Origin of the sequence: Ferribacterium limneticum (assembly GCF_020510585.1) — a bacterium.
Lineage (GTDB): Bacteria > Pseudomonadota > Gammaproteobacteria > Burkholderiales > Rhodocyclaceae > Azonexus.
This window is the reverse complement of sequence record NZ_CP075190.1, coordinates 1,757,615-1,781,747: the sequence shown is the minus strand read 5'-3', so window position 1 is coordinate 1,781,747 and position 24,133 is coordinate 1,757,615. Positions and strand designations below refer to the sequence as shown.

22 protein-coding genes are annotated in these 24,133 nt (G+C 63.1%); all 22 read right to left on the bottom strand.

The window, feature by feature from the left end; all coding sequences use genetic code 11:
* Positions 1–46: 46 nt before the first annotated feature.
* The gene (locus KI613_RS08700; RefSeq protein WP_226405026.1) at positions 47–490 is read right to left on the bottom strand and encodes a hypothetical protein; all 444 of its coding nucleotides are present in this window, start codon (positions 488–490) and stop codon (positions 47–49) included.
* Between the two features lie 201 nt (positions 491–691).
* Positions 692–1,366 (bottom strand): VIT1/CCC1 transporter family protein, encoded by a 675-nt coding sequence (locus KI613_RS08695; protein WP_226405025.1) that lies wholly within the window; start codon positions 1,364–1,366, stop codon positions 692–694.
* A 43-nt stretch (positions 1,367–1,409) separates the two neighbouring features.
* Complete coding sequence (locus tag KI613_RS08690) at positions 1,410–2,441, bottom strand: phospholipase A (protein WP_226405024.1); 1,032 nt, start codon at positions 2,439–2,441, stop codon at positions 1,410–1,412.
* 134 nt (positions 2,442–2,575) lie between these two features.
* The gene (locus tag KI613_RS08685; protein WP_226405023.1) at positions 2,576–4,537 is read right to left on the bottom strand and encodes an HAD-IIIC family phosphatase; all 1,962 of its coding nucleotides are present in this window, start codon (positions 4,535–4,537) and stop codon (positions 2,576–2,578) included.
* Entirely contained in the window at positions 4,534–5,211 is a 678-nt protein-coding gene (locus tag KI613_RS08680) for an SDR family NAD(P)-dependent oxidoreductase (RefSeq protein WP_226405022.1), read from the bottom strand. Before KI613_RS08680 ends, KI613_RS08685 begins: the two co-directional genes overlap by 4 nt.
* On the bottom strand, positions 5,198–5,626 hold the full coding sequence (locus tag KI613_RS08675) for a MaoC/PaaZ C-terminal domain-containing protein (protein WP_226405021.1): 429 nt from the start codon (positions 5,624–5,626) through the stop codon (positions 5,198–5,200). The genes KI613_RS08680 and KI613_RS08675 overlap by 14 nt, the downstream gene beginning before the upstream one ends.
* Entirely contained in the window at positions 5,626–5,877 is a 252-nt protein-coding gene (locus KI613_RS08670; protein ID WP_226405020.1) for an acyl carrier protein, read from the bottom strand. The genes KI613_RS08675 and KI613_RS08670 overlap by 1 nt, the downstream gene beginning before the upstream one ends.
* A gap of 45 nt (positions 5,878–5,922) precedes the next feature.
* The gene (locus KI613_RS08665) at positions 5,923–6,978 is read right to left on the bottom strand and encodes a hypothetical protein (RefSeq protein WP_226405019.1); all 1,056 of its coding nucleotides are present in this window, start codon (positions 6,976–6,978) and stop codon (positions 5,923–5,925) included.
* 2 nt (positions 6,979–6,980) lie between these two features.
* On the bottom strand, positions 6,981–8,423 hold the full coding sequence (locus tag KI613_RS08660) for an MBOAT family O-acyltransferase (RefSeq protein ID WP_226405017.1): 1,443 nt from the start codon (positions 8,421–8,423) through the stop codon (positions 6,981–6,983).
* 19 nt (positions 8,424–8,442) lie between these two features.
* A complete protein-coding gene (locus tag KI613_RS08655) occupies positions 8,443–9,846 on the bottom strand; it encodes an undecaprenyl-phosphate glucose phosphotransferase (protein ID WP_226405015.1) in 1,404 nt (467 codons plus the stop codon).
* 74 nt (positions 9,847–9,920) lie between these two features.
* Positions 9,921–10,772, bottom strand: a complete 852-nt coding sequence (locus KI613_RS08650) for a glycosyltransferase (protein ID WP_226405013.1) — start codon at positions 10,770–10,772, stop codon at positions 9,921–9,923.
* A 46-nt stretch (positions 10,773–10,818) separates the two neighbouring features.
* Positions 10,819–12,249, bottom strand: coding sequence for an MOP flippase family protein (locus KI613_RS08645; protein ID WP_226405011.1), 1,431 nt, complete (start codon positions 12,247–12,249; stop codon positions 10,819–10,821).
* Positions 12,250–12,315: 66 nt separating this feature from the next.
* Positions 12,316–12,954 (bottom strand): class I SAM-dependent methyltransferase, encoded by a 639-nt coding sequence (locus tag KI613_RS08640; protein WP_226405009.1) that lies wholly within the window; start codon positions 12,952–12,954, stop codon positions 12,316–12,318.
* An 11-nt stretch (positions 12,955–12,965) separates the two neighbouring features.
* Positions 12,966–13,958, bottom strand: coding sequence for a glycosyltransferase family 2 protein (locus tag KI613_RS08635; protein ID WP_226405007.1), 993 nt, complete (start codon positions 13,956–13,958; stop codon positions 12,966–12,968).
* On the bottom strand, positions 13,955–16,051 hold the full coding sequence (locus tag KI613_RS08630; RefSeq protein ID WP_226405005.1) for a glycoside hydrolase family 16 protein: 2,097 nt from the start codon (positions 16,049–16,051) through the stop codon (positions 13,955–13,957). Before KI613_RS08630 ends, KI613_RS08635 begins: the two co-directional genes overlap by 4 nt.
* Positions 16,048–16,974, bottom strand: a complete 927-nt coding sequence (locus KI613_RS08625; protein WP_226405003.1) for a glycosyltransferase family 2 protein — start codon at positions 16,972–16,974, stop codon at positions 16,048–16,050. The genes KI613_RS08630 and KI613_RS08625 overlap by 4 nt, the downstream gene beginning before the upstream one ends.
* Positions 16,971–18,200 carry a glycosyltransferase gene (locus tag KI613_RS08620; RefSeq protein ID WP_226405001.1) on the bottom strand — a complete coding sequence of 410 codons (1,230 nt, stop codon included), beginning with the start codon at positions 18,198–18,200 and terminating at the stop codon, positions 16,971–16,973. The genes KI613_RS08625 and KI613_RS08620 overlap by 4 nt, the downstream gene beginning before the upstream one ends.
* Positions 18,197–19,378: a glycosyltransferase family 2 protein gene (locus KI613_RS08615; RefSeq protein WP_226404999.1), complete on the bottom strand. Its 1,182-nt coding sequence runs from the start codon at positions 19,376–19,378 to the stop codon at positions 18,197–18,199. The genes KI613_RS08620 and KI613_RS08615 overlap by 4 nt, the downstream gene beginning before the upstream one ends.
* A gap of 2 nt (positions 19,379–19,380) precedes the next feature.
* Entirely contained in the window at positions 19,381–20,664 is a 1,284-nt protein-coding gene (locus KI613_RS08610) for a hypothetical protein (RefSeq protein ID WP_226404997.1), read from the bottom strand.
* Between the two features lie 22 nt (positions 20,665–20,686).
* Positions 20,687–21,547 carry a polysaccharide biosynthesis tyrosine autokinase gene (locus KI613_RS08605; RefSeq protein ID WP_226404995.1) on the bottom strand — a complete coding sequence of 287 codons (861 nt, stop codon included), beginning with the start codon at positions 21,545–21,547 and terminating at the stop codon, positions 20,687–20,689.
* Between the two features lie 50 nt (positions 21,548–21,597).
* Complete coding sequence (gene epsF, locus KI613_RS08600) at positions 21,598–23,049, bottom strand: chain length determinant protein EpsF (protein WP_226404993.1); 1,452 nt, start codon at positions 23,047–23,049, stop codon at positions 21,598–21,600.
* A gap of 13 nt (positions 23,050–23,062) precedes the next feature.
* Positions 23,063–23,359: a hypothetical protein gene (locus KI613_RS08595; protein WP_226404992.1), complete on the bottom strand. Its 297-nt coding sequence runs from the start codon at positions 23,357–23,359 to the stop codon at positions 23,063–23,065.
* Positions 23,360–24,133 lie beyond the last annotated feature (774 nt).

Genomic DNA, 24,133 nt, shown 5'->3' with positions numbered 1-24,133 from the left:
AACTCCTTAACAACATCCTGCTTGACGCCTGAATTGGCGTCAGTGATTACTTGTTGAAACGTGCCTTGGCCTGGCTCAGGCAAGAATCCTTGGCGGTACCCGAAAAGGTGTCGCACTTTTCCTTGGCCACCGCATAGTTGGCATCACCCTTGTCTTCAGCAGCGTCCTTGCGGGCATCAACAACCTTCTTGCTGGCATCGCTACGTGCATCCACCGTCTTTTCGGCGGCCTTGGCATTGGCTTCTGAGGTCTTCATTTGGGCCTTGGCATCAGCCTTGGCTGTGGTTTCTGCTGCCTTGGCTTCCTTGACGCAGACATCCTTGGCATTGCCGGAGAGCGAAGCGCAGGTGGTCTTGGCTGCCTTGTACTCGGCAGAAATCTTGTCTTTGGCAGCCTTGTAATCGGTTTTTGACATGCCTTCTGCCAAAGCGCCGGTGCTGAATGCCAGAGCGACTGCGATTGCGACGACATTGATATTGAGCTTGTTCATGTTGTTCCTCGATGTGATTGATTCTTTCACCGCGGCAGATGATGCCGCTGTCTTCACCAGAGTCGCGCAGCGTGACTGCAGCGGCGACTCTCCGCAGAACTGACTGCGATGGGTTCGGATGACTCAGCATATGAGCTCAGTGGAGCCCCATCTGTCGGTTGTCGCACATAAGGGAAATCTGCTCGCCATTTCTGCAGGAACTCAGACACTTACCCCAAACAAGGCGCCAATGCCCGCTGTAATGGCCATCGCCAGCGCCCCCCACAGCGTCACCCGAAAGGTTGCGGAGAAAACGGGCGCGCCGCCGGTCGCTGCGGCGATGGCGCCGAGCAGGGCGAGAAAGAGCAGCGCACTTCCGGCCACAGCCCAGGCCAACCAGGTGCCCGGCACCAGCAGCACAACCAATAACGGCAATGCGGCGCCCAACGAAAACGTTGCCGCCGAGGTCAGCGCCGCCTGCAGGGGCCGAGCCGTCGAGGTGTCGGTAATACCCAGTTCATCACGGGCATGGGTGCCCAGGGCATCGTGCGCCGTCAGTTGCGTGGCGACGACCTCGGCAACGGCTGGATCGAGACCCCGCTTGATGTAAATGGCGGCCATTTCCGCATGCTCACGGACTGGATCGGTCGCCAGTTCCTCACTTTCGCGCGCCAGATCGGCACGCTCGGTATCGGATTGGGAACTGACCGAGACATACTCGCCGGCCGCCATTGAGGTGGCACCGGCGACCAGCCCGGCAACGCCGGCAATCAGGATGGCCTTGGCATCGGCCCCGGCGGCGGCGACACCGAGGATAAGGCTGGCCGTGGAGACGATCCCGTCATTGGCCCCCAGTACCGCCGCACGCAGCCAGCCGATGCGCGTGGTCCGGTGCATTTCAGGGTGCCGCCTTGGCGACCGGGCGCGCACTTCCGATACCTCAGAACTGGAACAGCGTCAGGCCCAGCCCGAGGCTGGTCTGCCGATGGTTGTAATCAAGCAGGGTCTCGCCGTAGCCATGGAACAATTGCACATACCAGCGCAGTCCGGCTGGCTGATCGGCAAACACCGGATGGGTCCAGTCAAGCTGAAGCGAGCCACGACTGAGCGATTTGAAACCGGTCCGCCAGGTGACGCCGAGCGTTGAGGTACCAGGTGACCAGGCCATGTTGAATTCAGTGCGCCCGATGTATTCAACTAGATCGGGGTTGTCATCCTTGCCCTGTACGCGAATTCGCTGATTGTCACGGATCTGGAGACTGAAGTCGCCATGCTCCAAGCCGGCGCCCAGCGTAATCCGGTTCCAGCTACGGGATAGCGGATCGCTTTGCCCGTTCGACTGGTGGGCAAAGCCCAACTGCAACATGCGCAGGTCCCAGCCCAGCGGCAGTTTCCCGAACCTCTCGGGAACCGGCACGATGTAGATCATTTCCGGCTGGTAGTCGGTGCTACGGAATGGCGAGGAGTCACCGGAGTCCCACAACTGCCATAGCGAGCGCTGGGTGTAGGCGGCCCACAGGTCGGCCCCTGGCAAAAGCAGGTCTTCAACGACCTTGGCACGCAGGGAAATTTGCAGCTTGGCTTCAACACTGCGGTAGTCGCGATTGGCCGTACCGACTGCCTGCGTCGGACTATGCGGCGTACGGTTCAGGTTCGACGTGTAATGTACGGGAAGCAGGAAGTTGGGCAGGTAGGTGCGGACGACGAAGGTATTGCGCTTGTCGGCAGGGCCGAGCTCCCAAGTTTTCGACATGACGGACGAGTCACGCTGGCTGTCGCTGGTGGCCACCTGAGCATCGATCTGTGCATCACTGACCGTTTCGCTCCCGGTTTTCAATCGTTTGTAAGCATTGTCGTAGCAGGCCAGTCGCAGGCGGTCATCCGCTTCGTCGGCGCATCCCACCAGGGGCTCCGCGGCCATGGCAGAACCTGCCAGCAGGGCCAGCCCAAGGATAGCCTTCTTCTTATTCATATTTTTCCCCGATAGCTCACCTGCCCTTTCGGCAGTTGGTGCCAAGGCTACTCAACCCAACTTTGGCGTCTGTGCGCTGGCACACAAAGCCGCAAGCGCATCTCGATCGCACTGACACGGTCTCCGACTGGCTGCTAGAGCAGGCTCGCCGCGCTTTGGGTCGATCTTTGAGATTCGGGCGAGTTCATAGCGCCCCCAAGGTGACGGATCTCCATTGGCAGGTTGGCGGCCGGTTCGGCATCGTCGACGTTCAGGGTCCACTCCGTGCTGCCATCCGGGTGCCGGTCCAGCAGTTCGAAGCCCAGTTTCCGGTAGTGCTCCTCGACCAACTGGTTGCGCCCGCTCGGGCGGTAGCCACCGACCAGGCGCTCGATGCCCTGCCGGCGAGCCGCGGCGACTAGCTCCTGGAGTACCGCCTCTTCGACCCGGCGACCGAGAACCCGGCAGCTCATCAGCCAGGTATCGATCTGCCAGTCGGAACCCGAACGGAGGCAAATGACGACGCTGATCATGCCGTTGTCACCGAAGGAGTCGGCGAGGCGCACTTGCCAGCCCAGGCAGTCGGGATCGCCCTCCAGTTCCGCCACCTCAGCCTCGCTGTAGCGCCGTGAGGTGAGGTTAAACTGGTTCGACTTGCTGATCAGTTGGGCGATACGCGCCCGGCCGGTGGCTTCGAAGGGCTGGATGGTCAACGTCATGGCGAGCGAGGCGAGATAGCCGTCAACATCGCCCGCCTGCTGCTGCAGGGCGATGCGCCGGGCATTGTCCTGGTAGAAATCGGCGCGCTGACGGTCCTCGGCAGAAAAGGTGACAGCTTCGAAATAGCCGCCGGCGAGCAGGGTGCGGGCATAGAGCGCCGGATCGTCGGGCAGTTCGGGCACCGCCACCTGCGGCAGCAACCGGCGGATCAGGCCGCGCTCGACCGGGTTGTCGTCGAGGAAGGTCATGGCATCGAGTCCCAGCGAGAGCGCCTCGGCAATCGCCTTGATGTTGGTCGCCTTGTCGTTCCAGTTGGCCTGGAAGATGGCTATGTGATCTTCGCGCAGCAGCATTTCCGGATGCTCGCGGAACGGCCGGCGGGCAATCTCGTCCGTGTTCTTTGACGAAACGGCGAGCACCACGCCGCGTTCGCGCAGGCGCAGCGCCGTCTGCTGCACCGCCAGGTGAGCCTCGCCGGTGGGATCGCCGGGTCCAATGACAATGCCCTCCAGGCCGTCGTCGCCGATTACCCCGCCCCACACCGTGTTGTCGAGATCAAGGATCAGGCAGCGCCGGCTTTTGCCACGCAGCGCTGCGATCAGCCGGCAGGCATGGTCGGCATAGAGCGGCAGGAAGGTACTGGCAAAGGGCAGCTTGGCCATGTTCCACAGGGTCGGCGCATGCCAATCGGCAAGGCCGACGGTTTCGGCCAGGCCGGCCACATCGAAAAGCAGATCGTTGCTGGCGGCAACCCGTTCCGCCAGGCCGCGATTGATCGCGTCGATCAGGCTGCGCAGCGTACCCGGCAGCACCAGGTCGAGGCTGCCGAAATGCGTTTCGACGGGCCGGGCCAGGGTTTGCAGGATGCAGATGGTTTTGCCGTTGGCGCGCAAGCCGTGGCGCATGCGGTCCACATGGTCGAGCACCGCTGCCACCGTTTGCCGCGCCGCTTCGGCATCACCCGGCGTGGCACGCAGCGGCAGGCCACGGTAGTCGAGGGCGAGCAGCACGGCATCCGGCTGGGCAAGCTTGAGTGGCGAATCGGGAGCAAGGGCTTCCTGCATTGCCTGGTCGAAACCGGCCTCGATGCAGTCAAGGGCGATGCCGTGCCGGGCGGCGGTCGCCACCAGTGCGGGCACCAGAAAGTGCGAGGTGGCGTTGCTGACGATGCCCAGCCGGAAGGGCACCAGGGGTGCCAGCGAACGTCCGTCCTGGCGTGCCTGCTCGATGGCCCGGGAAAGCCGGGTGAGCTGGTTCTCGTCCAGCCCGAAGCCGGCCAAGGCTTGGAGTTGCGGCCCCGGGTCGGCGCTGTCGGTTGGCAGCGCGCGGCATAGAGCAGTGAATTCCAGGGGCGGTGTTGGCAGCCAGGCCAAGGTCGAATATAAAGTTTGGCTCATTTTCGGTTTACCTCCATGAGGATTTGCGCCGCCACTTCCTGTGGCGTCTGGAAAGGTGTTTTTTCGCGCTGCTGCGCCAGAAAGCGTTCGTCGAAAGCGCTCAGCATTGGCGTTTCGGTATAACCCGGCCGCACCGACCCCACCCGCAGCCAGGGGTAGTCGGCGGCCAGCACGGCGAGCAGGCCGGCCATGCCGTATTTGGCGATGACGTAGGCGCCGAGGCCTGAGGCGGCGCCGCTGGAGGCATCGCCCATTGCCTGGCTGAGCACGCCAATCACCACGCCGTCCTTGTGCGGCCGCCAGCACTGGCGGACCAGGCTGGCGAGCAGGCGTTGCGGGCCGAGGACATTGACCTGCCACTGTGCTTGCAGGTCGGCCGGGTCGATCTTGCCGAACGGCGCCAGCGCCAGCGGTGGCGAACCAGCCAGCACGGCGCCGGCCAGGCGCCCCTCAGCGCAGGCCAGTTGGGCCACCGCCTGGTCGATCGAGGTATCCGAAGCAAGGTCGAGGGCCAGCGCCAGGCCGCCCGTCCGCTCGGCAACTTCCGCAGCGGCCGCCGCTGCCCGGCAATAGCCGACGACCGGACGGTAGCCGGCGGCAGCCAGCGCTTCGCAGGTGGCAGCGCCAATGCCGCCCGAGCCACCGGAAACGAGAAAGCATTCACGGCCGGACAAGCAGCACCTCCGCCTCGCCCTTGGCGAGCAGGGTGTCCCCGGCGCGCACCTTGAGTTTGAGCAGCACCATGCCGGTCGCCGGCGAGAGCTGCTCGACGATGGCTTCGACCCGGGCCTGGCGCCCGACGTAGAGCGGCTTGCGGAATTGCAGCGCGAGGCCAGTCCATACGCTGTCGCGGCCGGGCAGGTACATGCCGATCAGTTGCGAAATCTTGGCGACAAGCAGCGCCCCATGGACCACGGCCCCCTCGAAGCCCTTGCTGCGGGCGAACTCGGTGTCAACGTGGAGCGGGTTGTAGTCGCCGGAAAGGGCCGCAAATTGGTCGAGTTCCTCGGCGCTGATGACGAAATCGACGCTGGCGGCGGCCCCCGCTGCCAGCTCATTCCAGGCGATGGCACGACTATCCGGAAGCATCACTGCTTGGCGACGATCAGCTCGGCGAATTCGCCGACGTTCTTAAGGCGGCCAACCTGCGCCGCCGAGAAACTCATCCCGAAAGCGCGCTCAATCGACACCACCAAGCGGATGTGATTCAGGCTGTCCCACTCGTCGACATCGGCCGCCGTCAGAGACGGCGTCACCTCCAGTCCATCGTCGTCGAAGACGTCGCGGAAAATCTCGGTCAGTTTGGCGTATATCTTCGCCAGGTTATTGTCAGCTTGCATTTCAGGCTCCTTTTCGATCGTCAAAATTGCTGTCAGGCTCGGCATTCATCGCATCGCGAGCGGCCCGGGAACGCTGTTCAAAGCACCGGCCAGACGCACCGCCCAGCGCTCGGCGACACGCGGTTTGGGGTGCACCTCGTCGGAAAAATCCTCCGGCCGGTCGGCGTCGCTCAGGCTCAGGAAAGCGACGCCGTCCCTCCCCGCCAGTTGCTGCTGCAGAGCCAACCAATGCCGGCGGTAACTCGCTTCATAAGGCGAGGCGCTGGCATGCCAGCGCGGCAGCGGCAGATCGACGAGCAGCACCCGCCCGCCCGTGGCGGCGATGGTGTCGACGGTTTGCGCCAAGGCAACAAAGGGTGCCGTGTCGAGACGGCCGCTGCCGCCCATGTAGTCTTCCCAGAACGCCAGGTACTGACCCTGGCGCTCGGCACTCGGCACCGCCGCTTGCTCGGTCGGCGCGGCGACGGCGCGGGCCGGGCGCAGCACCTTGCCGGCATCGCGGGCCAGGCGGTCAACGAGCAGGAAGGGCATGATCAAGGTAACGCCTGCATCGAGCCAGGCTGGCGGCAGTAAGGCCACCGGCCCGTTAGTGGTACGGCGATAAAAGCCGTAGCGGTAGCGCTCGATATCGAGGTCGGTATCGCCGGGGTGGCGATCCGGCGTGTACCAGCGCGCCCGGTCGTCGGCAAACAACCCGTACCAGACACCGATAACGAAGACATTGTGACGCTGCGCCAACGGGCTCTGCACTTCGAGCACCAGGTCCACCATCTGGCGCACCTCGGTCATGTTGGCGCCGCCAATCGCCAGGTTGTGCACCTTCGCTCCCGGTACCAGGCCCTGCAGCCGGACCGGGCGAAAACCGGCAAGCATATTGGAGGCGCCAAGCAGGATGGCCTTGTCGTCGGAGCTATCGAGCTGGCTGCGGTTGAGGAAGGCGTATTTCGGCTCGGTCATGAACGGCGAGCGGGCGGCCGCAGCGGTATCGAGATTGGCCTCGCCCGGCCGCGGCATGGCCGGCACGGCAATGGCGAGGGCCAGACCGTAGAGCAGGAGCAGAAAGAGGAGCAGGATCGCCGCCTGGCGCAGGATGATTGTCATGGCTAGAAGGCCCGGTACACGAACTCGGGCGCCTTGTGGAAGAAGGAGGATGCCATCAGGATCAGCAGTACCTGCGCGGCGAGCGCGGCGTTGCGGCTGACGAAGCCAGCCGGGCTGGCGGCCTTCAGCGCCAGGCCGGCACCGGCACGCCGCAGCGTGGCCGTGACGAAATCCAGGGCTGGCAATACCAGGGCGCCGGCGAGCGCGATCACTACGAAACTGGCGGCGACGCCGGCCGCCCCCAGCGTGCGCAACAGGCCGCCGAGCTGGGCCAGATCGACCCACAGGCAGACCAGGGCCAGCGCAAAATAGGCGAACGTGGCACCGCGGCAGAGGCTGCGGTAGATGGGCTGCTCGGCCAGCGCCCGATAGCCGCCCTTGCCCAGGCGTCGAGTCATGGCCAACTGCCACAGCTTGTTGGCGGCGGCGCCGCCGCCAAGCAGCAAGCCGTAGGCGACAAAAACTGCAGTCGTGCCATGCCACAGGCCCATCACCAGGAAGGTCAGGAAGAAGGCCAGCACGGCCAGCCAGGGCATTGCTCGCGGAGAATGGAAACGCCCGGCCAGTGCCTTGAGCAGCGGGTTGAACAGATAGGTCTTGAACCACTCGGAGAGCGTGATGTGCCAGCGCGTCCAGAAATCAAGGAAATTGCGGGCGGCAAAGGGTTGGCGGAAGTTCTCCGGCAGGTTCTGCCCGAGCAGGCTGCCGATGCCGATCACGATGTCCATGTAGCCGGAGAAATTGAAATAGAGGTAAAGGGTGTAGAGCACCGCCGCTGCGCCGAAAGTGGCGGCGAAGCGCACCCCGGGTAGCGCCTCGGCGGCGAGCAGCGGCGGCGAGAGCTGACCGAAGACGTAGTTGAGGCCGGCCGAGATCACCGCCACCTTGAGGAAGCCGCGTACTACCCGGGCGAAGGCGGCGAACACCCGGGCCTCGTCGAGGACCACCGACGGACCGTCGGTGGCGGTGAAATCCGGGTAGCGCTGGATCGGCCCGGAGACGAAGCAGAGGAAATTACAATTGTAGTTGAAATAGCGCAGCGGACTGATCGCCGCCGGCAACTCGCCGCTCTGCGCGTCGACCATCAGGTGGATCAGGCGGAACAGGACATAGGAGAGCCCCATGCTCAGGTAGGGGAACGGCAGTTCGAGGAGGCCGTCGAGGAAGGCGTAGCGCTTGAGGACGACGAAGGCAGCGATGGTCAGCACCAGGCAGAGGACCAGCCCCCAGCCCGGGCCGCGGCGCAGCCAGTGCACCGCAGGATAGCCGAGGGCGACGAAAATCAGCAGCGGCGCCAGGGCCGGCGCCGTGCTCACCTGGCTGGCGATGAAGACGGCGTTGGCGGCGGCGAACACCCATTGCCGATAGCGTGCCGAACTGCCGAGGTGGAAGGCGACGACGACGGCAGCGACGAAGAGGAGGAAGGTCAGCGAGGTGATGGCCATTTTGTGTCCCGAATCCGCCTCAGAAAGCCCGGACGTCCCGGAATACCAGCACGATGGTGCGCAGGATGATCCGCAGATCGAGCCCGAGCGACCAGTTGCGCAGGTATTCCAGGTCGCACTCGATGCGGCCGCGCATGTGTTCCAGATCGTCGCCACCACGATAGCCATTGACCTGGGCCCAGCCGGTGATGCCCGGGCGCACCTTGTGGCGGACCATGTAGCCGGGGATCAGCTTGCGGTACTGCTCGTTGACGGCAATCGCGTGCGGCCGCGGGCCGACGATGCTCATCCGGCCCTGCAGGACGTTGATGAACTGCGGCAACTCGTCGAGCGAGCCCTTGCGGATCAGGGCGCCGAACGGCGGGACGCGGGGGTCGCCGCGGGTGACCTGGGTGTAGCTCTTGTCGCCGTCCTCGGTGACCGTCATCGAGCGGAACTTGTAGACGACCACCTCGCGGCCGTCCAGGCCGTAGCGCCGCTGCGTGAAGAAGGCCGGCCCGGGCGACATGAACTTGACGCCGACCGCCACGACGAGCAGCAGCGGCGAAATCAGGATCAGGATCAGCAAGGCCAGCACGATGTCGCTACTCCGTTTTAGGAAGCCATTGAAGCCGGTGAACGGCGTTTCGCAGACCGCCACGATCGGCGTGTCGCCGATGCTGTCGACCCGGCCCTGAATCAGGTCGGTGACAAAAATATCGGGAACGAAGTAAATCGAGGCCGTGGTGTCCTTGAGGTCGTCGAGCAGGGCCAGCATGCGCGACTGCTCGCCCAGCGGTAGCGCCAGGTAGATCTGGTCGACGTGGTGCGATTTGGCGTAGGCGACAAGTTCGGTGAGCGATCCTAGGCCGCAGTCCTGATCGCGGTCCTGGCACTCGCCGTCCAGACGCGCCCCGTTGCGGTCGTCGAAGTAGCCGAGAAAGCGCACGCCGAGCGAGGCGTCGTTGGTGAAGCTTTGCGCCAGCCGCTGGCTGGTCGCGTTACAGCCGACGATCACCGCCCGGCGCCGGTTGCGCTCGAGAGCGAGGACGCCGGGAACGATCGTCCGGGCCAGCCCATTGGCCGCGACCAGTGCGAGCGGGGTCAGGGCAAGCCAGACGAGAATGGCCGGGCGCGTGAAGTAGGCGAGATAACCGCTGCCGTAGGCAAAAAGGAGCAGCAGTGAGGCCAGGAACAACCAGCCGACCACCGTCTTGCGGACCATCGCCCAGACCGGTTGTTTGAGATGGAAGCGGCCGGGGAAGGTCAGCGAAAACACAGCCAGGCCGAGAATGTTGTCGGCTGGATCGAAGCCGCCGGCCATCGCGGCAGCAAACAGGATGGCCACAGCAAGCAGCGGTGGCACGAAGGCTTCGACCACCACGGCGACCGGATAGACCCGCCGGGACAGGGGATTGCGCAGGGAATTGGCGACCTTGTTCATGGACAGCCCGACTTCGGCTTGTTGCGCGTGGCTTGCAGGAAAAGGGCAGGAAATAGGTCAATTAAGAATTTCATCTAATATTTCCTGATTGCCGCTTTGGCCAGCCGCAGCATGCCCACCAGCCAAATACCGTCCCGCATGAAATCAATCCAGTCGCCAGGGCGAGGGCGAAATCCGTAATAAGGGTCAAATATCTGTAGAAATAGCCGCTGCCTCTGGCGACGGCAGGCAGGTGCGTGTTTGTGGACCACCTTGCGGAATGCGCTACTCAGCTTGTTTCTGGATTGTTGCGAGATGCGATCCGAGCGCGGAGAATCATCAAAAACATGGGTGACCATATCCAGCAAATGGGCCGTGCCGAATTTTTTCAAGACCCGCATAAAAAACTCCAGGTCCTGCCAGGCAGGTAATTCTTCGTCAAACAATCCGGCGTCCACCAGGTGATGACGGGGAGCGAATATCTGGTTGCCCAGATAGTTGTGATCGAACAGATCTTCATACTCGACATGCCCGGGCTTCTTGGTCACCCGATTGTTGGTTTTTCCATCGACGATCCTGTCTTGGGCATATAGGCAGGATGGTGTTATTCCATGCCGAGCAAGCAGTTCCCAATAGGCGACAAATGCCGATATGCGTTCGGGCTCGAAGCAATCGTCATCATCCAGTCCGGTGACAAAATGCCCTTGGGCCAGATTGACTGCCATATTTCGCGCCGCGGGCGCTCCACGGGGTTCGGAATTATTAATTGTCCTGACCCGGGCGTCGCGGATGGCTAAATTGGCGAGATATTCTTGGGTGCCATCGGTTGAGCCATCATTGATGACAATAACCTCGATATCCCGATAAGTCTGGTTCAATGCCGATTCAATAGACCGGGCGAGGCTGTCAACACGATCTTTTGTCGGAATATAAATAGTGACGAGCATTGGATTCCAATAGAGGTGCGATGTCTGGGATCTGGGTAGTTCGGGGCTAATGTGCCGGGCTCATAAACATTCGGAGGTCTGCCAAATCCTGCCGGAAGACCACAACGACAAGGAATCCATACATCAGCCCTCCAGCCACAAAACTCATTGCCAGACCGGTAAAGTCCCCCACCCGCAGGGGCGAAAACAATTCTTGCAGCACGACAAGGCCAAGCCCCATGAGGAGCGCGCTGGCGACCGGCACTACAATGGCTTTCAGCAGTAATCTTGGCGACGTCTCCAGGGTCCGCATCGCAAAAAACAGACAGGGGATCGCGTGGAGAACATTCGCGGCGAAATAGAATGCCGCCACTCCGATCACGCCAAATTGCGCCCCCACTGCAAAGGCCGTAACTGTCAGGACGGCGTTGAATGTACCGAGCCATGCCATTACGTTGGTGCGGCTACGCGCCATGAAAACCGTACCGGTGGAACTCACAATTGACTGAATGAACCCGGTCGGCGCCAGCCAGGCCAGAATTTCCGGCACGATCGGCCAACCCGGGCCGAACACCACTCGGACAAATGGCTCACGCAAAACCATCAGGCCCACCATCAAAGGCGCGGTGACCAGAGCGATCAAGGAGACCGTTCGGAGATAAAGCCGAGCCATGACTTCCGGAGTGTTCTGTTGCCGGCTCAAGACCGGGTAAAGCGCCCTGCTGGCAGCCAGTGTCACATTCTGAACCGGGAATAACATGAGCTTGTAGGCCAGCGAATAGGACCCCAACGCAGCCGCGCCCAGATAGCGTCCGACGATCATCCCATCGGCGTTGCGCGAGAAGTAGTTGATGAAATTGAACAGGGTCAAATTGCCGCTGAAACCCATCAGGCCGTGCAACTCGCGCCACGACGGCAGGGTCGCTGGACGCCACCCGGAGACGATCCACAACAGGATGGAGGACACCCCTGCGGTCAGGATGGACTGGATGACAAGACTGTAAACTCCAGCGTCAGAAAGCGCGGCGACGATGGCTGCCAGCAGCCCGGCCAGGGACGATCCAATCTCGATGCAGGTGAGTTCGCGGAACGCTGACCGGCGTTCCAACAAGGCCTGGTGTACTGCCCCGCTGCTGGCCAAGGGCAACGCGATGGACAACATGCTGAGTACAGGAACCAACTCGGCGGCGGCAAAATATCGTGCAATCAGTGGGGCGCAGACAAATAGGGCCAGGGAAAGCAGCAAACCCATCATGACGTTTAGCCAGAACACCGTTGCTTTCGTCTCTTCGCGTAGATCTATCTTCTGGATAATGGCCGCGGCAGTACCGAGATCACGCAATAACAAAGCGAAATTTGTCACGACGGTGGCCATGGCCATGAGTCCATAATCGGTGGCAGGCAACAGGCGCGCCAAAACGACCAGACCAACCAACTGGATCGCTACGCGGCCGCCTTGTGAGAGCGCCACCCAACGTGCGCTTCTGATGGTGCTCACGACCGAGTCCCTGTTCTGAAAGACGATTCGGTTTGACTGAGCACCATCGCGGAGAGGCGGGCTAACTTAGTCAAAACCGTTCCTTTCAAATACGAAAAAACGGTGAAATGGATACCCCGGACTCCGATAGGTTTTTATTAAGCCAATCTGCTTTGTGAAATCGGCAATGATCCGTGCAAGCCGATAACCTCGCTTATTGATCTCCCAATAATGCTGGCCATCGAATTCGTGGACAGTCGAATTCAGTTGCGGCTTGGGGATGAAAAAAACACGAGGCCCGAACTTCGGAATATGAATTTCATAGCGCCACACTGTTCGTGCGTCGGGGAGGCTGATCACCACATGTCGCCGGCTGACGCGAACCATTTCGGCAAATGCCCGCAATGATTCTTCATAGGGCAGGTGCTCAAGCATCTGAAATGCACAAACGACATCATAGGAGGCATCAGCAAAAGGCATGGCGGTTGCCGAACCGACATGATCTGGATTCAGCCCCGGATCGATATCCAGCGTTTCGACGGTGATGCCAAATGTTGCGGCCAGCGTCTTGAACAAGCCTGGGCCTGGTCCGATTTCGAGGACGATTTCGGGGGCGAGTATCTGAATTTCATCAAGCTGATGCCAAATGCTGCTCCAGCGAGCTTTGGACATGTAGCGGCTGAACGCATAGTGTCTTTTGTCAACCTGTATCGAAAGATCAGTCATGGTTTACCTCCCTAGTTCGGCAGGCGGGTGAACTGGCGGAGGACCTTGGCAAACAACGGTTCCTGCCGGGTTGGTTCGCACTGGCGGATGTAGCGCCGGGTTTCCCGGTTGAGCGCATAAACCGGGTTGCCAAAGCCACCATTGCGTTTTTCCAGATTGAGACCCTGTCGATAAGCCCGGCACATGCCCAGCGCATCGACCAGACCGCGCAGCGCTGACGGCAGGACGCGGTTGCGCACCCCCCGCACGACGAAGGCGGAGGCGCCCAGCAGCAGTCGCGGCAATGGCGTGCCGAACTTGTAGGCCGAATACAGGTTGTTGCGTACGGTGTAGTAATAGCGTCCGCGACCCCAAACCACCCGCTCCTCGGGCGAACTTTTATGGCGGATGGCGACCTCGGGCACGTAGGCAATGCGATAGCCGGTGTTGAGCATGCGGTAGCAGAGGTCCACTTCCTCCCCGCAGAAGAACAGGCGATCGTCGTACGCACCTACCGCCTCGAACACGCTGCGTCGCAGGGCATGGCCGCCGCCCATGAAGCGCGTCGTCGGAAAGCCGGTGTCGGGCCGGCATCCCGGCGGGTAGTCCCAGGCAGCGGCGTCGTTCTCGCCGGTGTAATAGTTGTCGATCCGGAAACCGATGGCGCAGAGTTCCGGGTGGGAATCCAGATGGGCGACAGCGACTGCAAGAACATGGCAGTCAGCGAAGATGGCATCGCTGTCGAGGGCTACGATGATGGGCGCGCAGCCCATCGCCGAGGCGATGTTGCGGCCGCCGGCGACGCCGCTGTTGCGGCCGAGCTTCTTGAGCGTCGCGTTCGGCACGCCGGCCAGGTAGGCCTCGAGCTGGCACAGGTTATCGGCTTCGCTGCCCTGGTCGACGATCAGGATGCGCTGGACGACACCCTCCTGTTCGGCGGCGCTGGCAATGGCGGCGATGGTGTCGTCCGGGCGGTTCCAGGACAGGATGATGACATCGACCTGGACGTCGGAGGCTGGGTTCATGATGCACCTCGCTGGTAGGCCCGGATGTAGTCAATTTCGTACATTCCGGGAAAGGGTGTGGTCGGATCGGGATCGGGAATCCAGTTCGGGTCGTGGCTGCCCAGGGCCAGGTTGGCCAGCAAGTACATGTCCTCGTGGATACCGTGGGGGCCGTATTCGAAGCTCTTCTTGCCGTCGATGAAGTAGACGATGTTGTCGCGGCTCCACTCCATGCCGTAGATGTGGAAGCCGTCGCTGATGTCGATGATCTGTTCGATCCACATGCCGCCGGGGGTGGTCGCGCTGCGCGGCTTTTCGATGACGCCGTGCTTGATGGCGTAGGGCCGCGTACCGGACGCCTCGAAGACATCGACCTCGGGCGGCCAGGTGGCGCGCTTGGGGAGCAGCCAGAAAGCCGGCCAGAAACCCTTGCCGCGCGGCAACCGGGCGCGCATCTCGAAATAGCCGTAGGTCTGCCAGTGGGTCAACTCGCTGGTGATGCAGCCCGAGGTGTAGGCGCGGTTCCAGACGAAGGGCGAGACGGCCACCGGATCGGCGCGCTCGGCACGAATCTGCAGGATGCCGTCGCGGATGGCAAAGGGCTGTACCCGCAAGGGCTGCCTGGCCGTGCCGGCGAATTGCGGGTCCATGTAGATCTGTTTTTCCTGATTGATCGCCGTCCGCCGCTCGTGCCGGTAGCGGCTTCGCCAGGCCGGCGCGCCGGGACGGCCACCGGTGGCGTTCTCGTTGATGCGAGTGAGGTCTGGATCGTCGAAATCGTCGCCAAAAACCAGGCGATAGGGCGCCGGAGTGAAGTTCGGCCGGACCGCCTGGGCGACGGTCGCGACCTCGCCGCTCAGGGTCAGTTGCGCCAGCACCCGGCCGAGCGGCCGCTGGCCGTCCGCCAGCATGCCGAGGCGCGCCAGCGAACCGCATGCGAGGGGTAGTGGATTGGTCTTGACGGCGGCCTGCAGCGTCAGGGATTCGGGCGTCGCGCCGGTGAATAACTGGACCCCGGCTGCGCTCCATTCGAGGCGGATCACCGGATCGGCCGTGACGTCGCCGAACCCGGCCAGCACCACCCGGCCGACCTGGGCGACGATCCAGCCGCTGTTGGAATACGCCAGGCGCAGGCCGCCACCGTCACCGTGGGCGTCGAGGATCACCCCGCCACGCCGGCCGCCATTCGGCAAGACGATGGTCAGCCGGCCGGCCGACGCGTTTAGTGGCGCCGCTGGGATGGTTACTTCGTCGGCCGCCCGCTGGCCGGCCGAGCCAGTGGTGGCAATGAAGGAACTGGCCTCGTTGCCGACTTCATATTGGGCGCCCCACATCAGCACGCTGCCCAGGGTCAGCGGCGTGCGCCACGACAGATAGGGAGTGGCCGGCTTCAGCGCGTAAATGGCGGGGGCTGCCGTGGCTGCGGCGATGGGCTCGTTCCACAGGACGGCAAAGCGCTTGGCGCCTATATCGCGGGCTTGCAGATTGAGGGCCAGGCTGTAGCGACGCCACTCGGGACCGACCTCGACCACGGCACTGACGTTGTTGTAGGTCGTGAAATCGAGCAGGCGCAGGCGCCACTTGCCACTGCCGGCGGTGGACCGCAGCCATACCGAGGCCGCGGCAAAATCACCACTCGGCGCATTGCTTACCGTGACTTCGCACTGGCTGCCGCTCTTCGGCTCGGGGCGGACGATGCGGTAAGCTCCGCCGCTGCCATCCGGCGCCAGATCAGTGCCGGCGGCTACGATCACGCCGCCGCCAGCCGACCAGCCCGGGCGGTCCGGCCGCGCAGCGTTGGCAATCAGGTTGCTGGCCGCGCCCTCGATCAGGAGGCCGAGCGGCTTCCCTTGGCGCAAGGGGAAACGCGGCGTGTTCGGCGGCAGGGTACGCAGTTGCGCGCCGTCGGCCAGGCTGGCTGGGCTGGCGCGCCGATAACTGACGCCGGACGGGATGCTGCCGCGGAAATCGAGGGCTAGTATCGGGCTGGCCGCCCAGGCCATGCCGGCCGGAGCCAGCAGGCAGCTGCCGAGCAGCGCCCCGCTGCCCTGCAGAAAATCCCGACGGCTCAAGGTCGGCGGCTCGTCGAAGCACGGTATGCGCCGCCGACTCATGCTGATATCGTCCGTTCGACCCAGCGCCGGCGCTGGCGAAGGCCCCACTTGGCCAGGGCATAGAGCGGCGGACGCAAGGTTTCGCGATAGACGGCGAAGACGGCGAAGGCCGCTTCGGCGAGCCAGCGCGGCGCGTGCAGTCCGGCCCGGGCGGCATAGGCGGCGTAGTATTTGCCGAAGAAATAGTGGGTGTAATAAATTGACCAGTAGATGCGGCGGAAGGTCTGCGTCCGTTGCCCACCGGTGCGCACCAGCGCCGGTGGCAGGTGGATGCTGTGGCAGTCATTGCTGGCGACGATGTCGTAGCCGTGGGTGTAGAGGTTCATCTGAAAATCCGATTCTTCACGGTAACCGTTGCCGTGGGCGTAGTGCGGGTCGTAGGGAAAGCGCAGCAACAGTTGCTTGCTGGTCAGGATCACGGCGTTGGTCAGGGGCAGCCGGATGTCGCCGGCAAAGCGGGCGCCATTGACGTATTCGCAAATCAGCGGCCGAAATGGCTGGCCCGGGCGCAGGCCGTGGCCGAAGCGGCGCAATGCCCCGGCCGGTGTCTCGCCGTTTTCCATATAAACCCGTCGGCCGGACACCGCGCCGACGCCGGATGTCTGCAATTTCTGCAGACAGGTGCGGGCATAACCTGCTTCGAGGTACTCGTCGTCGTCACAGAACAGGATGTAGTCGTTGGTACTCGCCGCGACGCCGGTATTGCGCGACTGGGCGGCACCTTGTCGGGTCGGGTGATGCAGGATGCGGGTGCGAACCGTTGGATGGCTGGCGGCGATCCGTTCGAGTACCTGCGGCGTCGTGTCGCTGCCGCCGTCGATGACAAAAATGACTTCGCTGACACCATCCAGGACGAAATAGCTGGGTGCGACCAGGCGCAAGGTGTGGGCCCGATCGCGGGTTGGGACAATGAGGGTGATCATGAGGCCTCCATCCGGTAGGCGGTTGCTGGGCTGGCCGCGGCGCGGGTCTGCTGGCAGGCGGCGATGGCATCGCGTAGCGCGCCGCCACGGTCGCGCCAGCGGTAGAGCTGGCCGGCCGCCGCGAAGGCGCCCTGCTGCATGGCGTTGAGTGCGTCCAGTCGGTCGATGCGGGCGACGATGGTGGCGACCAGCTCAGCCAGATCGGAACAGCTCAAGAGGTTGGCACGGATGGCCGGTGGCAGGCCGGCGGCAGCGGCGGCGATGGTTGCCACCGGCAGCCGGCCGAAAATGTAGTCAAGGAATTTCAGCTTGAAGCCGCCGCCAATCACTTCCGGCACCACGGCCAGCCGGGCGCGGGCGAAATAAGGGGCAACGTCGTCGACGAAGCCGTGGAAGACGGTGGCCCTGAGTCGCGGTTCCAGTTCGGCGCGCAGCGCCTCCGGCACGTCACCGATGACGTCGAAGGCGATGCCGTGGCGATGGAAGGCCTCGTCGGCCAGATCGAGGAATTGCCGCAGATTCTCCTGCTTTACCACCCAGCGGAAGGAGCCGATCAGTACCACGCGCTTCGGGCAGTCGGCGCCGATCAGCCGCTCCGGTTGCCAGTCACCCGAATAGCCGGGGGTGAGCACCACCGTCGGCCGCCCCGGGGCCAGGGCAGCGAAGGCCGTGGCATCCTCGCCGCTGATCGCCGTGGTCAAATCGACATGACGCAGAACGAAGCGCTCCAGGGCGCGGACCTTCAGCCAGTTCTGCCAGAGTGCCAGCTTTTTCAGCGGGCCGGCCTGGCTGTTGCGGACCATGTCGCGCCAGAGGACGCCTTCCTGATTGTGCGAAACATGGATGAGCACGGGTTGGCCGGCTGGGCGACGGGTCGCCAGATAGCGCTTGAGGGCCCAGCCAGAACCGTAGCTGTCGAAGACGATTGCGTCCCACTTTTCCTGCAACCGGGCATCGAGGGCCCGTCGGTAAGCCACCGTGTCGTGGATGGCGGCGGCAATCGGCAGCCGGCTGAACAGCGCCCTGCCCTGGCTGCGTTTGGTGCCGGCGACCGGCAGCCAGCGCACCGGCGAGGCGGCGGGCGGTTGCCCGTCGCCGGCCGCAAAACCGAGAAAGCTCACCGCCACCCCCGCCTCAGCCAAGGCAGTGGCGAGATTGGCCGAATAGATCTTGTCGCCGGCATCCGGCGGAAAGGGCTGGTCGCGGGCTAGCCACAGGCATTTCATCGTTCAACTCCTTCCTGCGGCAGCGGCTGACGGACAGAAGCCGCCGGCGTCCAGGTCTGGAAGCGCTCGCCGCGCAGCGAGCGCCAGACGCCGAGCCCGACCGCAGCGAGAACGGACAGAATGTCGAAAATCTGGGCAAAGGGCTTGAGCGGAAAGCGGTAGCCGATGGCCAGACCGAGCCCGGCCAACCCGGCCAGGGCGCCGGCCACCGCGGCCTGTCCGGCGAGCACCAGGGCCAGTTCGAAACTGGCGAAAGCAAGAACCAGAAGGTAGATACACAGCCAGCGCAGCAGCTTGTGCGAGAGGTATTTGTACAGGGTCACACCATCCAGGCGGCGCAGCCGCGGCCAGAGCAGACGGTGGACATTGAATGCCTGGCAGGCGATGCGCTGCTTGCGGCTGAATTCCTCGGCGGCCGAGGTGGCCGACTTCTCGTAAGCCCGCACATCGGAGGCCTGGATAATGCGGTAGCCATCGCAAAGGATCCGGAACGAGACGTACATATCGTCAATGATGTGCTCCGGCGGCGGGTGGTGCAGATGGCGGCGGATGGCAAACAACGAGCCGTCGGCCCCCATCACCGATCCGGTCGCCCCCTCCAGTCGCTTGATTGCCTCCTCGAAGCGCCAGTAGAGCGAACCGGTAGCAGCGGTAACCGAGTCTTCGCTATTGACGTAAATCAGGTTGCCGCAGACGCAGCCGACGCCGGGATCGGCAAAATGGCGGTGGAGGGCCGGCAGGGCCTGGGCGTCGAGCATCACGTTGGCGTCGGTAAAGACGATGATCGAGGCCGTGCTCCGCGCCACCAGGCTGTTCATGCCTGCCGTCTTGCCGCGGCGCTCGGCCGACACCTGCAGGGTGATGCGGTCGGCGTAGGCGCTGAGGATTTCGGCCGTCCGGTCGCTGGCAGCGTCGACATGGACGAGAATCTCGAGGTCCGGCTCCTGCTCACGCAGGGCCAGCAGGTTGGCGATCTTGGCCGCAATAACCGCTTCTTCATTGTAGGCGCAGACGCAGATCGCGAAGCTCGGGGCGATGCCGGGGCCGGGCGTCGCCCCGGAAGTGACCGGCACCCGACGCAGAAGACGCAGAGCGTAGAGCGACAGCGGGTAGGTGACAAAGGGGTGCAAGGCGAGCAGCAGTGAAATGCCAGCCAACCAATAGAAAGTCTCTTGCATGTTCATGCTCCGTCGGCAAGTAAAGGTTTGCTGGTGGGCGGCTGGGCAACGACCTCCTCCTGCGAGGTCCACACCAGCAGGCTGAGTGCCAGGCCGTGAAAGAAGGGAACGAACGGCCCGTTGAGGAACAGGGTCAGCGCCACCGCCAGCCGGACGATGGCCGGTGCGGTGGAGCGGAAGACGCAGTAGAAGATGAAGGCGAAGTAGAGAGCCGCACCGAGCACCCCGTATTCGAAAAGCATTTTGAACAGGGTCATCTCAGCTACCGAGAACGGCATGCGTACGGCGTACCCGGGAAATGCCCCGGCGCCAAGGCCGAACAAGGCCTTCAAGGGATCGGGCCAGAGGTACCGGGTCAGGACATCGAAGCCGGCAATGAAGCGGGCATGGGCACTGGAGCCCACGGCACCGAACTCGCCAATGCGCCCAGTCAGCTTGTCGAGGTCGAGGTAGCTGCCCAAGGCCACGGCCAGCACCAGCGCCCCGATGATCAGCCAGAGCAGCCCCCAGTGCCGGCGGGTGATCAGGATCATCGGTCCGCAGATGGCGAGCAGGATAAGCCCGGTGCCCGAATAAGAGAGCAGCAGCGCCAGCCCGTACAGCGCCACCCGCAGCAGCCGGTTGCTGGTCAGCAGTTCGACGACGATGGCGATCGCCATGAACTGGCTGAAGAAGGACGGCTCGGAGAAGAAGACGCCATTGACGCGATAGGCAGTCCCGCCATAGGCGATCGGCGCCTGCATGTTGAAGCCACTGATCAGAAAGGCGTCGGGAACAAAGTTCTCGATCGGGAAGGCGTAGCGCGGACCGACCGTCAGTTGCAGGCCGTACTGGGCGATACCGGCCAGCGCCAGGAGGGTGGCAAGGCCGAGGAAGAAGCGCAGGGCCGACGCGGTAGCATCACCTTGGCGCGGCAGATAGAAGACATAGGTAGCTAAGAGTGTCACCAGCAAGAGCATCGAGTTGAGCGAGAAAGGCTCGCCGCGGAAGACTTGGATGGCACCGATGCAACCGGAGAAAACCAGGAAGAAGCTGAGCCGGCCGCTGTCCAGCCGCAGATAGCCGAGTACGAGACCGAGGCCGGGGGCGAGCAGGATGAACAGGTAGGCAATGCTCAGCGACTGGGCGGCAAAGGGCGGCACTGACAGCTTGGCCAGCAAAATGCTGGCGAGCAGAGGCGTATAGAGCAGCAGGCCGGCCAGCCAGCCGTCTGCCGTGCCCTGCCGCCAGCTGGCATCGCCTGCTGGATGGTCTGGCCGGCTGCCCAGGGCAACGGGAATTGGCATGACCGTCATCGCTATAACACCCTCAAAACTCGTTGACCACGGCGCCGAGGAGGTTATCGAGGCCGCTGGTCAACGCCGCCGTCTCGGCGAGGGTGGCGAAATTTGGCCGACTGACCAGGATCGAGGCGCCGGCATGGGCAGCGATGATTTGCGCATCGGCGAGGGCTGCCGAAGGGGTGTCGATCAGCACGATATCGAACGCTTGCGTGGCTTGCCCGAGGAAGTTGACGAGCAGCGGCCGAGCGAGCAGCTCGCGTGGATTCGGCGGCGTCGGGCCGGCCGTCAGCACCGCCAGGCCACCCAGCCGCGGAATCGGCACCGCCGCTTGCAGCCCGGCCAGACCGCTGAGGACCGAGGACAGTCCGGTCCGGTTATCGAGGTTGAACAACTGGTGTTGACGGGGGTGGATCAGATCGGCGTCGACCAGCAGGGTGCGCTGTCCGAGTTGGGCAAACAGCACCGCCAGATTGGCGGCGATGAAACTCTTGCCTTCGCCGCGCCGGGTACTGACCAGAGCCAGGCTTTTACGCGCCGGTTCGCTCCCCATCCAGTGCAACAACACTTGCGAGCGCACGTCACGCAGTCTATCGACCAGGGGATGTCTTGAGCCGAACGCTGCCAGCACCTCGGGCGAGACCGAGGTATCGTCGGCCGCCAGGCTGCAGTATTCGAACTGGCGGGCAAGCCCGAAGAGAATGTCCTCGGCGTCGAGGATGCCCAGTTTCCGCGCTGCTTCGCCGAAACGCAGGCCTTCGTCCATCTGCAGCTGCACGACCAGACCGGCCTGTAGCTGACTCAGACGTCCGGCATCGACCAGAATGGCGCCGAGAGAACGCGTCGGCGCCAGGAAATCCTTTACCGTGTGGACTCGGTTCATATTCATCGCAAAATCTCCATAGGCAAAGGTCAGCGTGGCGGGTATGCGCAGAGGAGCTAGACTGATCGCGCCGTTAGCCGTCGGGCCTGGGCGCCAGGCGAATTGTCCAGAAGGCGGTCGAATTGGTCGGCTGTGACTTCGATTGGCGCAAACAACCGGCGCAATTGCCGATTTCTTGGCAACACTGCCAGCACCGGCACATTCAGCAGCTCCGGCAGCTCCCGGGCGCTACGCAGCCGCCGGTTGAGGTGTTCGAGGAGCAGCGCCAGGCCCATGCCAAGAAAACCGCCAAACACGAAGGAAAGCGCGGTGTTGAGAAGGATTTTCGGGCTGGATGCGGTGGACGGCTCCGTCGCCACCGTCAGCATGGCGACGTTGGTTTGCGGCATCTGGCTTTCGAGACTGGTCTGCGCCAGACGCTGGGTCACCATGTCGTAGTCGCGCTGGGCCGATTCGACGTCGCGCTGCAGTACGGCGACGCTGTCGCGCTCGGCGCGCAGGGCCAGCACCTTCTGCTTCTGGGCATTGAGGGCGCCGCCAATGTCGGCCTCGCGGGATGCGTTCACCCGGTCGGCAGAGCCGAGTGAGCCGGCAATGCGGCCGGTTTCCCGGTCGATCTCGGCCCGCAGGGAGGCAACCCGGGTCGCCATGTCGATGTATTCGGGATGGGTCTCGCGCAAGCGCAGCGCCAACTGCAGACGTTGCGCTTCAAGATCGGCCAGCCGTGCCTTCAGGCTCTGGATCAGGCCGTTGCTGACGACCTCGGGCAGGATGTCGGCGCTGCCAGCCTGGCTGTGACGGCCCCGGGTGACTGCTCGCTGACCTTGAACGTCAACCAGTTGCGACGACAGTTCGGTCAGGCGGGCCGTCTCGACATCCAGCTTTTCGTCGGCAACGACAATGCGGTGCGACTGCTGGTAGGCCGAAAGCTGCTGTTGCGCGGTTTCCAGCTTGTCGCGGAAGGATTTGGTGCGATTGCCGAACCATTGGCTGTATTGGCTCGCCGAACCGACCTTCAATTCGAGATTGGTGTCGATATAGGCCTGGGCGAAGGCGTTGGCGACTGCCGCCGCCGTCTGCGGATCACGGGCCGTATAAACGATGGAAATGACGTTGCTTTCATGAGTCGGCATGACCTTGAGATGGAGCTTCATCGGCGCCGCCAGCCAGGCCAGCAGGGAACCGCGGCCATTCGTCTGGTCGACCCACTGGCGGCGCAGTTCGGGTTCCTGGTCAAGCTTGAGCAAGGCAACCGCCCGTTGCGCCACGCGGTCAGAGAGGATGATGTCCACCTGCGTAGACATGATGGCCGACGCCGCGGTGACCGGCTGCACCCCGCCCAGAACCGGGTCGGCCGGACGGGAGTCCACCACCACGGCAGATTCAGCGACGTATTTTCGCGGCAGCAGGATATTGGCCGCCAGGGTCAGCAGCATCACGCTCAGCAGCACGCCGACCACCAGTTTCCAGCGTCCCGCGAGCACCAGGAAGAATCGTTGCAGACTCATCGCGCCAACCGCCCTACTGCGCCCGGTTCAGGCGCAGCATGGAGATCACGCTGAGCATGCCGAGCGACGACAATACGAGGGCCGAGGTTTTCGCTGCGCCGACCGGCGGCACTGGCCTGATTTCGGGGGCCAGCAGGACTGAGCGAACCGCGCTGGCGCCGGTCAAGCCATACTGGAGGGCGACGCGGAGGCCAAGCCCGGCACTCTGGCTCCGGCTGGCTTCTACCTCGTTAACGGCCATGATGATCGGCTGCGGAGTGTTATCCGAAGGACCCATGACCTGCTCACGCGCCACACCTGCTTCACTCATGGCGATACTCAGTGCCAGCACAGGCAAGACTCTTCCTATCCATATTCTCATCATGGCACCTCGCTGAAAGTCAATGAGTGTCACGATAGGGATTCGGATCGGTCGCGTATGTTCGTTAGCGCACGAACATTGCGCCAGCTGACGCCTGAAAACGACCGCCACCTGATATGTAAAGCAGGCTGCAAAAAGGCGGATGCTATCTATAAGAGGCAAATGGGCTGGTCACCCCTCCCCGAAACGGCAGCAAAGTGCCAAAGTGTGGTGATAGCAATATCCCACTAAACGAGCGGAGCGATCGCATGCTACCCGGCCAGAGCTTCCCCAACGTGCGCGACATCAGCCTGTGCGAGATCTGGGCCGAATCCGCAGGCTGCAACCACTACCGCGGCACCGGCTGGATAAAACTGCCCTGCCGCCGCTGTAAGTCGCGCCTCTCGAACAACTGCCGCTTTGCATCGTGTAACTGTCAAATTTAATCAGAAACTCACCAACCTTGGCGATGTCGTCAGCTTCGTGTCAACTTTGCAAGTTAATTTGCATAGATGAAATGACAAAAAAATGGGGTGGTGTCATGGCGATTGGCAAAGAACAACCGACAACGAACGAACAGTTGAATGTGAATTTAAACTCAGTAAGCGATTTCAATGGCAGCCTAAACAGACCTAGTGCGAACGTGTCAGACCTGAAAGAAATGGCCTCTCCAAGGATTAGGCATGCCTTGGGAAGTGGTGTTCGTCAGCATTGGCGTGAAATTCTCTGCAAGCCGCACTAAGC